We start from the raw sequence: 13,758 nt of genomic DNA on the forward strand, positions 1-13,758 counted from the left end.
ATGTTCCTTGTAGTCGATGTAGGCAATACGAATATCGTGCTGGGGATTTACCGGGGCAAGGAATTGCTCCATCATTTCCGCATCAGCACGAACCGTCAAGCCACGGTGGACGAGTACGGCGTATTGATCCATAATCTGTTTGATATGGTGGGCATCCGGGCAAGTGAGATGGAAGGCGTGATCATCTCTTCGGTTGTTCCGCCGTTAATGCACGTGCTGGAAGAGCTGTGCGATAAATATTTGCATCACAAGCCGCTGGTCGTGGGTCCGGGCATCAAAACCGGGCTAAACCTGCGCTACGAAAATCCACGCGAGGTTGGTGCCGACCGGATCGTCAACGCGGTGGCTGCCATCGAGAAATACGGCGGGCCGCTGGTGGTTGTTGACTTCGGCACAGCCACTACGTTTGACTGTATCGATGCTGCGGGCAATTACCTTGGCGGCGCGATTGTGCCGGGGATCGGCATCTCGACCGAAGCGTTGTATCAGCGCGCTTCCAAACTGCCGCGTATCGAGCTGGAGAAGCCGAAGAAGGTGATCGGCCGCAACACGGTGCATGCGATGCAGGCGGGGATTATTTTTGGCTATGCCGGCCAGGTTGATGGCATTGTTGAGCGGATTGCCCGGGAGATGGGCGCGAAACCAAAGGTTATTGCCACCGGAGGGTTAGCCGAGCTGATCGCCAGCGAAACGCGCACCATCGAGGAGGTTAACTCGCAATTGACTTTGGAGGGCCTTCGAATTATTTACGAGCGCAATCAATAATGCGGATAATAGATCATGGGAAGAATAAGGGTTTGATTGACCTTTAAGGGATGAAAGGAGGTCCTTCGCAACATGGACCAAAACAATAAGCAAGACCGGTTAATCCGCGGGATCGCCATGGGCGGGAAAGTGCGCGCCTTCGCGGTGCGGACGACCCAGCTGGTGGAGGAACTGCGCCGCCGGCATGATACCTATCCGACGGCAACCGCAGCTTTGGGGCGGACGGTGACCGCTGCTGCCATGATGGGTGCGATGCTCAAGGGCGAGGATAAGCTGACCGTTCAGGTGAAGGGCGACGGACCGATCGGACAAATCATTGCCGATGCGAACGCCAAGGGCGAAGTGCGCGGCTACGTCAAGAACCCGCATGTCCATTTGCCAAGCAACAGCCAAGGGAAACTGGACGTGCGCGGGGCAGTCGGCACCGAAGGGTTTATCCATGTCACGAAGGATTTGGGGCTCAAGGAGCCTTATCGCGGGAGCGTACCGCTGATTTCCGGTGAACTGGGCGAGGATTTCACCTATTATTTTGCCGTATCGGAGCAAACTCCATCCGCTGTTGGACTCGGTGTCTTGGTGGACGTGGATAACTCGGTGATCGTGGCCGGCGGCTTTATCATTCAACTGCTGCCAGGCTTAAGCGATTCGGAGATTGATTCGATCGAAAAGGCTATTGGACAGCTTCCGCCGGTTACGGCTTTGCTTGACCAAGGGCTGGAGCTGGACGAAATGCTTCGTTGGATTGTGAAGGATGTGCAGGTTCTGGAGGAGATGGACATCGTATTCTCCTGCAACTGTTCCCGGGAACGGGTTGAACGCACGTTGATCAGCTTGGGCAAGCAGGAGCTGGAGGAGCTGCGGGATGAAGGAAAAGAGACGGAGGTTGTGTGCGATTTCTGCAATGAGCCGTACTTGTTTACGCCGGAGGAAATCGACCAGTTGATCGCCAAAACCGAGAAATAAGATTGCCAAGAGAAAAATATATACTGGGAGCCTGTATCCCTTAACCCGCTGGGTAGGTCCAAGATACTTTGCGATCGGGGGGCAAAAGTCCCTTGAAAGCAAAGTATTTTTTGTGACTTTTCTTGACAACTCCGATCGGCGTTGTTAAGATTATAATTAGAAAACCAACTTATTTACTCGGAAATAAATGAAAGTCGATGAATCGTGCATCCTAAATTATGTCAGCTTTCATTTGTGGGCAGCCAGATCGACTTGGTTATTTTTATCCAAAGGGAGGATATTTGATATGGCAAAAGTCGTGAACAATGTTACGGAATTGATCGGAGATACGCCGCTGGTCCGTTTGAACCGGGTTGTACCGGAGGACAGCGCCGAAATCTACGTGAAGCTGGAATACCAAAACCCAGGCTCCAGCGTGAAGGACCGGATTGCGATCAGCATTGTAGAAGAAGCAGAAAAAGCCGGCAAGCTGAAACCAGGCGGCACGATTATCGAAGCAACCAGCGGTAACACAGGGATTGGCCTCGCGATGGTGGCGGCAGCCAAAGGCTATAAAGCCGTAATCGTCATGCCGGAAACGATGAGCTTGGAACGCCGCAACTTGCTGCGCGCTTATGGGGCAGAGCTTGTCCTCACGCCGGGGGCTGAAGGTATGAACGGTGCGGTGAAGAAAGCAGAAGAACTGCTGGCCGCTAATCCGGATTACTTCCTAGCAGACCAATTTAGAACTCAGGCGAACGTGAAGATCCACCGCGAGACGACGGGGCCGGAAATCGTTGAAGCCATCGAATCGCTGGACGGACGCCTGGATGCATTTGTTGCAGGGATCGGTACAGGCGGTACGATTACCGGTGCAGGCGAAGTATTGAAGAAACGGTTCCCGAATCTGAAAATTTACGCAGTTGAACCGGCAGCATCGCCGATTTTGGCTGGCGGTAAACCAGGTCCTCACAAAATCCAAGGCCTTGGCGCGAACTTCATTCCGGAAATTTTGAACCGTGAAATTTATGATGAAATCATTCATGTCGAGAACGAAGAAGCGTTTGAGCAAGCGCGTATTGTAGCAAGACAAGAAGGGATTTTGTCCGGAATTTCTTCCGGCGCTGCCGTATTTGCTGCATTAAAAGTTGCGAAGCAACTGGGTAAAGGCAAACGTGTCGTTGCCGTCATTCCAAGTAACGGCGAACGCTATCTCAGCACGCCGCTGTACAATTTCGAAGCTTAATCGTTTCGCGGTAAGAGCGATGACAACCCCCGGCCGTTCCAACCGAACGGTCTGGGGTCTTTTATTTTTCGCGATAGGTGTTTTCCTTATAGGGCGTCTTCTAGTATACTAGCTTCCAATAAGACTAGAGCTTCTTCAGGCTGAAAATGTGGGGGATCAGCGCGCTTGATGAAAAAGATAATGACTTGGGAGCAATGGAAAGAATGGGCAGACACGGGTAACTGGACGATGCTGCCCTTCGCGGTCAAAATTCCGCTGGCGGCTGCCGGCTTGCCTGAGGACTGGTCCAGGGCTTGGGAGGAAGCCGGGCCGTATGCCTTTGTATTGGAAAGCGGCAAGGTTGGACGCTATACCTTCTTGGGGTTAAATCCGGTCTCCGTCCTTCGCGGCAAGGGCGATCAGGCCGTGGTGGAGGATCTCGCTTCAGGAGAAGTTTCGGTGGTGTCGGGCAAGCCGCTCGACCTGTTGCGGGACTGGATGGAACCGTTCCGTTCTCCAGGTTGGCCGGGTTTGCCCAAGTTCAGCGGCGGGGCCGTCGGTTATCTCGCCTATGACGTAGCGCGATCGCTGGAGCGGCTGCCGAACCTGGCGCAGGACGATCTTGGCCTGGATGATTACGTCTGGATGCGGTTGGAGGAGCTGTGGGTGATCGATCAAGCGGAAGGCGACGTGTATTGCATCGTCCATGTCCCGATCGCGTCGGCGTCACCGGATCAGCTGCGTGACAGCTATCACCTCGCTGAAGCGCGGGCTATGCGAATGGCTGACCGTTGGAAGAGCTTTTATGCGTCGGCGACAGGCCCGGTAGACGCAGCAGGTTCGGCAGAGCCTTCTTCGCTTACCGACGAGGAGCTGGAACGCCGCCGCATGTCCGTCTCAATGACGCGGGAGGCGTTTGAAGCGGCGGTGCGTCGGGTGCAGGAATATATCGCGGCCGGCGACGTATTCCAGGTGAATCTTTCGCTGCGCCAGGCTTTTCCGTTGGCCGCTTCGCCGGAGCGGGTGTACGAGCAGCTGCGCAGGTTGAATCCTTCGCCGTATATGGGCCTGCTCCGGTTCCCTGACTTCCAGCTCGTGTCCGCTTCGCCGGAGCTGCTGGTGAAGGTGGAGCAAGGACGGATCAGCACCCGACCGATTGCGGGGACGAGACGGCGGGGGCATACGCCGGAGGAGGATCAGCAGATGGAGGCGGAGCTGCTTGCCAGCGAGAAAGAGCAGGCCGAGCACATTATGCTGGTCGACCTCCTGCGCAACGATATCGGCCGGGTGGCGGAGTACGGGACGGTGCGGGTCAGCGAGCTGTTTGCCGTGGAGCGGTACTCGCATGTCATGCATTTGGTCTCCGAGGTTGAAGGGGTGCTGAGTTCGGATCATTCAGTTTATGATGCGATTGCGGCTGTTTTTCCCGGAGGAACGATCACCGGAGCGCCTAAAGTGCGGACGATGGAAATCATCGAGGAGCTGGAGCCTGTTACGAGAGGCCCCTACACCGGCGCGATGGGATGGATTGACTATGCCGGGAATATCGAATTAAATATTATTATACGTACGCTGGTCGCGAAGGACGGCGTCGGCTACTTGCAGACGGGTGCCGGCATCGTCATCGATTCGGACCCGTACCGTGAGTACAGGGAATGCTTCAACAAAGCCAGAGCCGTTGCTCTGGCCGTTCAACAGACTTAAGAACTTAAGAAGAGCCAGCTGGACAAAGTCTAGGACAGGAGATGAGATGAGATGATTTTAGTGATCGACAACTATGATTCTTTCACGTACAATCTGGTGCAGTATTTAGGTGAGTTAGGCGAGGAAGTAACTGTCCGCCGCAACGATGAGATCGATCTTGCGGGTATTGAGGCTTTGCAGCCGGATCATATTTTAATATCCCCCGGCCCGTGTACGCCCAATGAGGCCGGGATTACGCTGGATTTGATTGAGCATTTTAAAGGGGTTATCCCGATCTTTGGCGTTTGTCTGGGGCATCAGGCGATCGGTCAAGTCTTTGGCGGCAAGGTGATCCGTGCCGAGCGGCTGATGCATGGGAAGACGTCGCCCATTTACCATCAGGGAGAATCGGTGTTTGCCGGCCTGCCGTCGCCCTTCACGGCTACGCGGTACCATTCACTGATTGTGGAGCGCGAGAGTCTGCCGGATTGCCTGGAGATTACCGCAGAGACGGCGGAAGGGGAGATCATGGGGCTGCGCCACAAAGAGTATGCCGTCGAGGGCGTGCAGTTCCACCCGGAATCGATCATTACCCAGCATGGGCACCAAATTCTCCGTAACTTCCTGAACCGAAAGGCGGAAGCCAAAGCATGAATTACATCGGGGTGGATGGCGTTCCGACCCCGGTCGATCAAGCCGTGATCTCCGTGATGGATCACGGCTTTATGTACGGGATCGGGTTATTCGAGACATTCCGCACGTACGGAGGGCGGCCGTTCCTGCTGGATCGGCATCTACAGCGGCTGGAGGCGGGCTGCAGGGCGCTCGGGATGGCGTACCAGGCTGATCTTGGCCGGGTTGAAGCGGAAATTGCCGAGCTGCTCGAGCGGAACGGATTGGAAGAAGGCTACATTCGGTATACGGTAACGGCTGGCGAGGGGCCGTTGGGCTTGCCTGCCGGCGACTACGAGAAGCCGAGGGTCGTGATCTACGTGAAGCCGCTGCCGGAGCCGAGTGCGGCGTTGTACACGGACGGGAAGCCGTTGTGGCGGCTGGCAACGCCTCGGAATACGCCGGAGGGCGAGGTTCGTTTCAAGTCGCTGCATTATATGAACAACGTGCTGGCGAAGCGCGAACTCGCCCGGTTGGAACGCGAGGCACAGCACACGGCGGATGCTCCTGCGGCGCATGCGCATGGGAGTAGACCTGCCGCTGCACCCGCTGAGGGACTGTTGCTGACGGCGGATGGCTGGCTGGCGGAGGGAATCGTCAGCAATGTATTTTTTGTGCGAAATGGTAGATTATATACGCCGGATGTGAAAACCGGCATTCTCCCCGGCGTTACTCGTGCTAGGGTGCTGGAGCTGGCGGCCGAGCAGGGGATTGCGGCGGAGGAAGGCCGCTACACTTGGGACGAGCTGCTGGCGGCCGACGAGGTCTTTCTGACGAATTCGATTCAGGAGCTCGTGCCGGTGACGAAACTGGTAGAGCCCGGCCAGCCCGGCGGCCAAGGGACGTTGCGGCGCACGGTGGGGACTGGGCAAATCGGACCAATGACGCGCCTGTTGTTGGGGAAATATAGGGAGAAAGCGAGGAGTGGCGATGCAGCCGATCATTTATAAGCGAAGCTACCAACTGGGCGAGGCCTCTTTGACATTAGGGGATCGCACGCTGGTGATGGGGATTTTGAATGTGACGCCGGACTCTTTTTCCGATGGGGGTCGTTACAATAATGTGGAGCTTGCCGTTCAGCATGCCCGTGAGATGGTTGCGGAGGGCGCGGATATCATTGATATCGGCGGGGAGTCGACGCGGCCGGGCCATGTGCCCGTAAGTGAACAGGAAGAGCTGGAACGGGTCATCCCTGTCGTCGAGGCACTCCATCGCGAGCTTCCTCACGTTCCGTTGTCGGTGGATACGTACAAGGCGCAGGTGGCGTACGAAGCGTTGAAGGCCGGGGCGCATATCATTAATGATATCTGGGGCTTTAAGGCGGAGGCACGGATGGCGGAAGTGGCGGCGGAGTTTGGTTGTCCGGTGATTTTGATGCATAACCGCCATGATCGCAATTACCGCGATTTGCTTGCCGATGTGGCTGCGGATTTGCGGGAGAGTGTGGAGATCGCTCGAAAGGCTGGCGTTAAGGATGAAAATATCATTTTGGACCCCGGCATCGGTTTTGCCAAGGACGATCTCGAGAATCTGCGCGTGATGAAGGCGCTGGACGAATTAGCGGCATTGGGGTTCCCGCTGCTACTTGGCACGTCCCGTAAACGATTTATTCGTACCGCCTTAGACCTTCCGGTCGATGAGGTGGTGTTCGGAACGGCGGCCACCGTGGCGCTGGGGATTGCGCAGGGCTGTCAGATTGTCCGCGTTCATGACGTGAAGGAGATCAAGCAAACCGTGCAGATGTGTGATGCGATCGTGTACGCTTGACCCATTTGCCGGTAAAGGGAGCTGAAATGAATGGATAAAATGGTGCTGCGGCGCATGGAATATTACGGGTACCATGGTGTTTTTGAGGAAGAGCGTAAGCTCGGCCAGCGCTTTTACGTGGATTTGGAGCTCGCGCTGGATCTGCAGCAGGCCGGGGTTAACGACGACTTAACTCAAACGGTAAATTATTCCGAAGTGCATGAACTGGTCAAGGGTATCGTTGAGAAGAAAAGCTTCAAACTCATCGAAGCCCTGGCGGAGCATATTGCATCTGCGGTATTGGACACTTATACTAGGGTAGATGCGTTAACGGTTCGAGTTACGAAGCCGCATCCGCCGTTTGATGTGCATTTTGACGGTGTGACGGTCGAGTTGTATCGTTCCAGAAAGTGAGCTAATATTTATGACTACGACATCTCCCTCTGAGCTTTCAGAGGCTTATATTGCTTTAGGGGCTAATCTGGGCGACCGCGAGGCCACCCTGATGCAAGCGATCTCGGAATTGCAGAAGCATCCTGAGATCGAGGTATTGCGCTGCTCCAATCTATATGAGACGGATCCGGTAGGTTATTTGGATCAGCCTTGTTTTGTGAATATGGCCGTTGCTGTCCGGACGTCGCTGGATCCTGAGGCGCTGCTGACCTTCATGCTGGATATCGAGCTGCGGCTGGGACGGGAGCGTACGATCCGCTTCGGGCCGCGGACGGTGGACCTGGATTTGTTATGGGCCGGCGGCAGGGTGTTGGACACACCGCTTCTGACCTTACCGCACCCGCGGATGATGGAGCGAGCTTTTGTGCTCATTCCCTTGGCCGACATCGTGCCGGAAGGAGAGCCTTCCGGGCTGTTTGAACGGATTCACAATGCCCTAGACAACTTAGATGGAAAGGAAGGCGTCCGGTTTTGGAAAACATGCAACTGGCACAGCGCATCCGCGCTTTCCGAAAGCTAAAAGGCTTCACCCAGCAAGAGCTGGCTGAGAAGTCCGGCGTATCCCTGGCCTTATTGGGCGCGGTAGAACGGGGGAACCGCCGGGCAGATGATCAAATGTTAACTAAAATTGCACAATGTTTAGGAATATCCTTAGCGGAGCTAAAGTCTGATCTGAAGTGAACCGCTGATTTAACTATTTTATTGCATGGGAGGGAACCATCTTGCTGAAGATTGGCGATGTGGAATTGAAGAACCAAGTCGTACTTGCCCCGATGGCAGGCGTATGTAATCCGGCCTTCCGTCTGATAGCCAAGGAATTTGGGACAGGGCTTGTCTGCGCTGAGATGGTTAGCGATAAAGCAATCCTTCACGGCAATAAGCGGACTCGAGAAATGCTCTTTGTGGACGAGCGGGAAAAGCCGCTTAGCCTGCAAATTTTCGGCGGGGATCGCGCGTCGCTCGTAGAAGCGGCGAAAGTCGTCGATCAGGAAACCAATGCCGATATCATCGATATTAATATGGGCTGCCCCGTACCGAAGGTGACGAAATGCGACGCTGGCGCACGCTGGCTGCTTGACCCGAATAAAATATACGAAATGGTTGCGGCGGTTGTGGATGCGGTAAGCAAGCCAGTCACGGTGAAAATGCGCATTGGTTGGGATGCGGAGCACATCTACGTCGTGGACAACGCCAAAGCGGTTGAGCGAGCCGGCGGCAAAGCCGTGAGCGTTCACGGCCGGACTCGGGAGCAATTGTACACCGGTAAAGCGGACTGGAGTTACATCCGCCAGGTGAAGGAAGCGGTGTCGATTCCCGTCATCGGTAACGGCGATGTGGCGACACCCGAGGATGCGAAACGGATGTTGGATGAGACCGGCTGCGACGGTGTGATGATCGGTCGCGGGGCGCTTGGCAACCCTTGGATGCTGTACCGGACCGTCGAGTACTTGAAAACAGGCGTATTGCTTCCTGAGCCGGATGCGGAGGAGAAGATTCGCATTGCCATCCTGCACATGGACCGTTTAGCGGCGCTGAAAGGCGAGCTTGTTGCTGTTCGCGAGATGCGCAAGCATTTGGCTTGGTATTTGAAAGGGTTGAAAGGTGCGGCGCGCATCAAAGACCTCATAATGGAAGAAAACCGCCGGGATGAGATGGTGCGGATTCTTGAGAATTTTGTCGCCGACTTGGCGGCGGGAACGGTGCGCGATGAGGTGTCCGCCTAAGGTTTGAAGTGGAGAGGGGTGTCCTCTCATGGGGGGACCTCTTATACATGAAACGTTTACATTTGTAAAATCGGGCGTCATTGACATTTCGGAATCGTTCACCTATAATTTCACAATATAAATTCGCCTCAAGTGCCAGTCTCTCCCATATGAGGGTCTGACCCTTATCACATATTGCATATAATTAACACAACAAGCAAGAATCGAAGTGATCACTGTGGCCGGAAGCGAGCGCTTCCATGCACCTGGGCGGCGGTGGTATGGCAAAGGAACCATTCCTTTTGGGAATCGTTCGTTTTCCAGGGGAGTTTTCAGGTGCCGCACGTACCGTGCGAAAATTTTTTCCATGACAGGAGAATCGGTTGAGATGAGCGATAAAGAAGTTATCCTTACCCAAGACGGTCTGAAAAGACTGGAAGAAGAATTGGAGAACTTGAAATCCGTGAAACGCCGTGAAGTCGCGGAACGGATCAAGGTTGCCATCGGATACGGGGATATCAGCGAGAACTCGGAATATGAGGACGCCAAGAACGAGCAAGCATTTATTGAAGGACGGATCATCACTCTGGAGAAAATGCTGCGCAACGCGCGGATCATCAACAACGATGAAATCGACACGGATACGGTAAGCATTGGTTCGATCGTGACGGTGGAAGATCTGGAATTCGGCGATACGATGGAATATGCGATCGTCGGGACCGCGGAATCCGATCCGATGCAGAACAAAATTTCGAATGAAAGTCCTGTCGGCAAAGCCATTCTTGGGAAGAAAAAAGGCGCCATCGTGGACGTCAACGTTCCGGCAGGCGTGATTCAATATAAAATCGTGGACATTAAGAAGTAAGGCGGAATGAGCGAGAGAAGAAGCTTCCCCAGCGGAGGCTTCTTTCACTGTTTCTTTTGTCGGCGAGCAAATTCAGCTGGATTAAGGAGTGGAGTAGGGTAATGAGCGAAGAGATTAATAACCAGGAAGCGATGGAGGTCAGCGAGCTGCTGCAAATTCGCCGTGATAAATTGGACGAGCTGCGCGGGCTTGGGATCGACCCTTTTGGCAAAAAATATGAACGCACCCATATGGCGGGTGACATTCTCCGGCAATATGACGGGCTGTCCAAGGAAGAATTGGAGGAGAAGCACGTCGAGGTGACCATCGCTGGAAGAATCATGGCTAAACGGGTCATGGGTAAAGCCAGCTTTGCGCATCTGCAAGACTTGTCGGGCAAAATTCAGATTTATGTCCGTCAAGACAGCGTGCCTGAAGTGAAGTATCAGGCGTTCAGCATTCTGGACCTTGGGGACATCGTAGGGGTAACCGGTGAGGTGTTCAAGACCAAAACCGGCGAAACGACGATCAAGGTGAAGGACCTAGAGGTGCTGTCGAAGTCGCTGTATCCGTTACCGGATAAATATCACGGCTTGAAAGATGTCGAGCTGCGTTATCGCCAGCGGTATGTCGACTTGATCGTGAATCCTGAAGTGCAGCAGACGTTTATCAAACGTTCGCAGATCATCCGATCGATGCGCCGTTACCTGGATTCCCTCGGCTATTTGGAAGTGGAAACGCCGACGCTGCATAACATTGCCGGCGGTGCAGCCGCCCGTCCGTTTATTACGCATCACAATGCGTTGGACATGCAGTTGTATATGCGGATCGCGATCGAGCTTCACTTGAAGCGCCTGATCGTTGGCGGCTTGGAGAAAGTCTATGAAATCGGCCGGGTCTATCGGAACGAGGGGATCTCGACGCGTCATAACCCGGAATTTACGATGATCGAGCTGTATGAAGCGTATGCCGACTATAAAGATATTATGGCGCTCACGGAAAATCTGATCTCCCATATCGCGCAGGAAGTGCTGGGGACTCAAGTGGTGCACTACCAAGGGCATGAGGTTAACTTGAAGCCGCAATGGCGTCGCGTGTCTATGGTTGATGCGGTTAAAGAAGTAACCGGCGTCGATTTCAGCGTGCAAATGAGCAATGAAGAAGCGCATCGTTTGGCTAAGGAGCATAATGTTCCGGTGGAGCCGCATATGACGTACGGTCATATTTTGAACGCGTTCTTTGAGCAATTTGTGGAGGAGACGTTAATCCAACCGACGTTCGTTTACGGACATCCGGTGGAGATCTCGCCGCTGGCGAAGAAGAACGAGCAGGATCCGCGGTTTACGGATCGTTTTGAGTTGTTTATCGTAGCTCGTGAGCATGCTAACGCTTTTACGGAGCTGAACGACCCGATCGACCAACGTCAGCGTTTCGAAGCACAGCTGCTTGAGCGTGAGCAAGGCAATGATGAAGCGCATGAAATGGACGAGGACTTCATCCGTGCTCTCGAGTACGGGATGCCGCCGACCGGTGGTTTGGGCATCGGGGTGGACCGCCTGGTGATGCTGCTGACCGACTCGGCTTCTATCCGTGACGTACTGCTGTTCCCGCATATGCGTTCTGCGGAATAAGAGTTTGGAATAGAACAAGCCCGGCTATAGGCTGGGCTTGTTTTTTATAATATCAGCGTACTATGTCAAGTAGAATTTTTAGGTTTCTGGGTAACCCAAACACACCTAACCACCCAGATTTTCAAAAAAGTTAGCAACTGACAGAGAAGCGATGCTTGAAACCGGCCTTTCTCGGACTTGAAAGGAAATAGCCTCGTTTTTTCAATCCTGCGATGCAATCTGGCTGAGTGCAGAGTATACGCTAACGTACAATTCGCATTCACAGGGCGAGGTGGATAAAGCTGACATACGAGATCCAAGGTCTCCAAGAAAGTGATCCGATCTTCCCTCAGTCCCAGAAAGACCGGTTCCAAGATCTTGCTTAGTTAGGCCACCGCTAGTGTCGGCATAACGCAATTGAAGTTCAACTTCTTATTGACCTCATCAAGGATGTGATAATCAGAGCACTGCGATTGAAACGGTAAACGGTCTCGCAGCATGGCGAAAGCGACTTTGAGCATCTTATTACCCATTGCAACAAAGATGGCTCGTTCATGTTTTCCTTTTTCCTTCAGACGATCATAGAAAGGCTTAAGGTCCTTATTATGCATGCAGAGACTCTTACCTGCTAGATATACCGCATAACGAAGGTGATCGTTTCCCTGTTTGGAAATCTTGCGGTAGGAGCCTTTGCCGCCACCTGTTTGCTTAACAATGGGGTTTGTGCCAGCTTTCTTAATTAACTGGTTTGCGTTCGAGTACTGAGATACATCGCCGATTTCAGCATAAAGCTCAGCCGCGGTAGTCACTCCTAAGCCCGGGACGGTAAGAAGCAGTCGTCCGTCTGTCTGAAGGAGAAGGTTCTCGATCTCTTGTTCCAAAACATTAATTTTGGCATCAAATGTTCGTAAGTCACGTAGCTTCATTTTCAGTAACATAAGCTCAGGCCGAAGTTCCTGTAAGTTTCTCGATAACGCTTGTTCAGCGACGTGCAAGAGCTTCTGGATGGTGGTGTTTCGCAATTTGAGATTATGCTGAATCGAGAGCTTCCGTAGCCCGGTCTCCCCTAGTTTCAGGACAGCAGCGGGGTGTGGATAATGCTCCATGAAGAAGAGCGAGGCTTTCCCCCAGAAGTCACTGAATACTTTGATTTTTCGAGCTCTACCGGCTGAATAATCTGCATATCCTTGGTACTCGCGCCAGATGAGGTCCATAAGTGCTCGAATCTCTGTACGCAAGGAAGCACGCTTCCGTGTCTCAGAGCGCCGTGCTCGAGTCAAGACATGGAGCTGACGCTGCACGCCATTCAAAAGCTGGTTTTCAGTGGCTTTGTTGCTTTTGATGGCATGGGCGATGGCCACAAGATCAAGATCATCTGTTTTGCACCAATTCAGTGCGCCGGCGCGTTCCTCGAAGGTGGTATACGGATTCAAGATCTGAACGTGGTACCCTCGTTTCGCCATCTCGCGGACGATGTCTTCATAGTAATGGCCTGTTGCCTCAATACCCAGGAACAAGCGAACAGCCTCTGTGGCTGTAACCGCTTGATTAATCTTCTTGCAAAGCAGCTCCATACCAGAATTATTCGCTGAGAAAAAGAAGGGTTTTTCAATGATGTCGCCGAAATAATTGCATATTAAGGCTTTTTGGTGGAGCTTGGCCGCATCGATTGCAACGATGAGGACTTGCTCCAGGTTAACGCCCCTTAGCTGTTGACTGAACTTAGTTCCCTTACGGCCTTGAATGTGCGAGGATTTCCCCATGCGACTTTAACCTCCTGTGGTTGGTAGGTAAGATTGAAGCTTCCCTGTCAGGTGCTTCTTTCTTCGATAGTCGCTGGGGATTTCCTCTTTATATTTTGATTATATTACACGCCAGAAAGTATAAACTTCGGGGCATTGGCATCCTGATATCGCAAGAAAAACTTCCACTAAACGCGGTCTGTCTACGTTGAATGTAGGTCGATAGACGTTTTTCTTAAGATATCAGAAAGTATAAACTACGGGGGCTTAGCATCCTGATATCGCAAGAAAAACTTCCGCTAAATGCGATCTGTCTACGTTGAATGTACGTCGATAGACGTTTTTCTTATGATTTGGGGAAGGCTGAGCCTTA

The 13,758-nt window shown here is 53.2% G+C and carries 14 protein-coding genes; 13 read left to right on the top strand and 1 reads right to left on the bottom strand.

Annotation, left to right across the window (positions count from 1 at the left end):
* From NSQ80_RS00390 to lysS, 13 genes are all read left to right on the top strand, one after another.
* Entirely contained in the window at nt 1-765 is a 765-nt protein-coding gene (locus NSQ80_RS00390) for a type III pantothenate kinase (RefSeq protein WP_009226308.1), read from the top strand.
* Between the two features lie 72 nt (nt 766-837).
* Nucleotides 838-1,728 carry an Hsp33 family molecular chaperone HslO gene (gene hslO / locus NSQ80_RS00395; RefSeq protein ID WP_339300881.1) on the top strand — a complete coding sequence of 297 codons (891 nt, stop codon included), beginning with the start codon at nt 838-840 and terminating at the stop codon, nt 1,726-1,728.
* A gap of 286 nt (nt 1,729-2,014) precedes the next feature.
* Nucleotides 2,015-2,953, top strand: a complete 939-nt coding sequence (cysK, locus tag NSQ80_RS00400) for a cysteine synthase A (protein ID WP_260071851.1) — start codon at nt 2,015-2,017, stop codon at nt 2,951-2,953.
* A 168-nt stretch (nt 2,954-3,121) separates the two neighbouring features.
* Nucleotides 3,122-4,636 (top strand): anthranilate synthase component I family protein, encoded by a 1,515-nt coding sequence (locus NSQ80_RS00405; RefSeq protein ID WP_260071855.1) that lies wholly within the window; start codon nt 3,122-3,124, stop codon nt 4,634-4,636.
* Between the two features lie 51 nt (nt 4,637-4,687).
* A complete protein-coding gene (gene pabA / locus NSQ80_RS00410) occupies nt 4,688-5,269 on the top strand; it encodes an aminodeoxychorismate/anthranilate synthase component II (RefSeq protein ID WP_009226304.1) in 582 nt (193 codons plus the stop codon).
* On the top strand, nt 5,266-6,237 hold the full coding sequence (locus tag NSQ80_RS00415; protein ID WP_009226303.1) for an aminotransferase class IV: 972 nt from the start codon (nt 5,266-5,268) through the stop codon (nt 6,235-6,237). Before pabA ends, NSQ80_RS00415 begins: the two co-directional genes overlap by 4 nt.
* A complete protein-coding gene (gene folP / locus NSQ80_RS00420) occupies nt 6,218-7,054 on the top strand; it encodes a dihydropteroate synthase (RefSeq protein WP_036646185.1) in 837 nt (278 codons plus the stop codon). The genes NSQ80_RS00415 and folP overlap by 20 nt, the downstream gene beginning before the upstream one ends.
* A gap of 30 nt (nt 7,055-7,084) precedes the next feature.
* On the top strand, nt 7,085-7,447 hold the full coding sequence (gene folB / locus NSQ80_RS00425) for a dihydroneopterin aldolase (RefSeq protein WP_339300887.1): 363 nt from the start codon (nt 7,085-7,087) through the stop codon (nt 7,445-7,447).
* 10 nt (nt 7,448-7,457) lie between these two features.
* On the top strand, nt 7,458-8,006 hold the full coding sequence (gene folK, locus NSQ80_RS00430) for a 2-amino-4-hydroxy-6-hydroxymethyldihydropteridine diphosphokinase (RefSeq protein ID WP_009226300.1): 549 nt from the start codon (nt 7,458-7,460) through the stop codon (nt 8,004-8,006).
* A complete protein-coding gene (locus NSQ80_RS00435; RefSeq protein ID WP_009226299.1) occupies nt 7,958-8,167 on the top strand; it encodes a helix-turn-helix transcriptional regulator in 210 nt (69 codons plus the stop codon). The genes folK and NSQ80_RS00435 overlap by 49 nt, the downstream gene beginning before the upstream one ends.
* Nucleotides 8,168-8,208: 41 nt before the next feature.
* A complete protein-coding gene (gene dusB, locus NSQ80_RS00440) occupies nt 8,209-9,210 on the top strand; it encodes a tRNA dihydrouridine synthase DusB (protein WP_260071854.1) in 1,002 nt (333 codons plus the stop codon).
* Nucleotides 9,211-9,577: 367 nt separating this feature from the next.
* The gene (greA, locus tag NSQ80_RS00445) at nt 9,578-10,054 is read left to right on the top strand and encodes a transcription elongation factor GreA (RefSeq protein ID WP_009226297.1); all 477 of its coding nucleotides are present in this window, start codon (nt 9,578-9,580) and stop codon (nt 10,052-10,054) included.
* A 101-nt stretch (nt 10,055-10,155) separates the two neighbouring features.
* Nucleotides 10,156-11,664, top strand: a complete 1,509-nt coding sequence (gene lysS / locus NSQ80_RS00450) for a lysine--tRNA ligase (RefSeq protein WP_009226296.1) — start codon at nt 10,156-10,158, stop codon at nt 11,662-11,664.
* A gap of 365 nt (nt 11,665-12,029) precedes the next feature.
* Here lysS and NSQ80_RS00455 read toward each other — a convergent pair whose 3' ends face one another.
* Nucleotides 12,030-13,406: an IS110 family transposase gene (locus NSQ80_RS00455; RefSeq protein WP_260072012.1), complete on the bottom strand. Its 1,377-nt coding sequence runs from the start codon at nt 13,404-13,406 to the stop codon at nt 12,030-12,032.
* Between the last annotated feature and the right edge of the window lie 352 nt (nt 13,407-13,758).

It is taken from the genome of Paenibacillus sp. FSL K6-2441 (assembly GCF_037964765.1).
Taxonomy (GTDB): Bacteria; Bacillota; Bacilli; order Paenibacillales; family Paenibacillaceae; genus Fontibacillus; species Fontibacillus phoenicis.

Bases quoted from the DNA above. Each gene is read 5' to 3' on its own strand.
- NSQ80_RS00390 (WP_009226308.1), top strand. From the start codon at position 1: ATGTTCCTTGTAGTCGATGTAGGCAATACGAATATCGTGCTGGGGATT.
- hslO (WP_339300881.1), top strand. From the start codon at position 838: ATGGACCAAAACAATAAGCAAGACCGGTTAATCCGCGGGATCGCCATG.
- cysK (WP_260071851.1), top strand. From the start codon at position 2,015: ATGGCAAAAGTCGTGAACAATGTTACGGAATTGATCGGAGATACGCCG.
- NSQ80_RS00405 (WP_260071855.1), top strand. From the start codon at position 3,122: ATGAAAAAGATAATGACTTGGGAGCAATGGAAAGAATGGGCAGACACG.
- pabA (WP_009226304.1), top strand. From the start codon at position 4,688: ATGATTTTAGTGATCGACAACTATGATTCTTTCACGTACAATCTGGTG.
- NSQ80_RS00415 (WP_009226303.1), top strand. From the start codon at position 5,266: ATGAATTACATCGGGGTGGATGGCGTTCCGACCCCGGTCGATCAAGCC.
- folP (WP_036646185.1), top strand. From the start codon at position 6,218: ATGCAGCCGATCATTTATAAGCGAAGCTACCAACTGGGCGAGGCCTCT.
- folB (WP_339300887.1), top strand. From the start codon at position 7,085: ATGGATAAAATGGTGCTGCGGCGCATGGAATATTACGGGTACCATGGT.
- folK (WP_009226300.1), top strand. From the start codon at position 7,458: ATGACTACGACATCTCCCTCTGAGCTTTCAGAGGCTTATATTGCTTTA.
- greA (WP_009226297.1), top strand. From the start codon at position 9,578: ATGAGCGATAAAGAAGTTATCCTTACCCAAGACGGTCTGAAAAGACTG.
- lysS (WP_009226296.1), top strand. From the start codon at position 10,156: ATGAGCGAAGAGATTAATAACCAGGAAGCGATGGAGGTCAGCGAGCTG.
- NSQ80_RS00455 (WP_260072012.1), bottom strand. From the start codon at position 13,406: ATGGGGAAATCCTCGCACATTCAAGGCCGTAAGGGAACTAAGTTCAGT.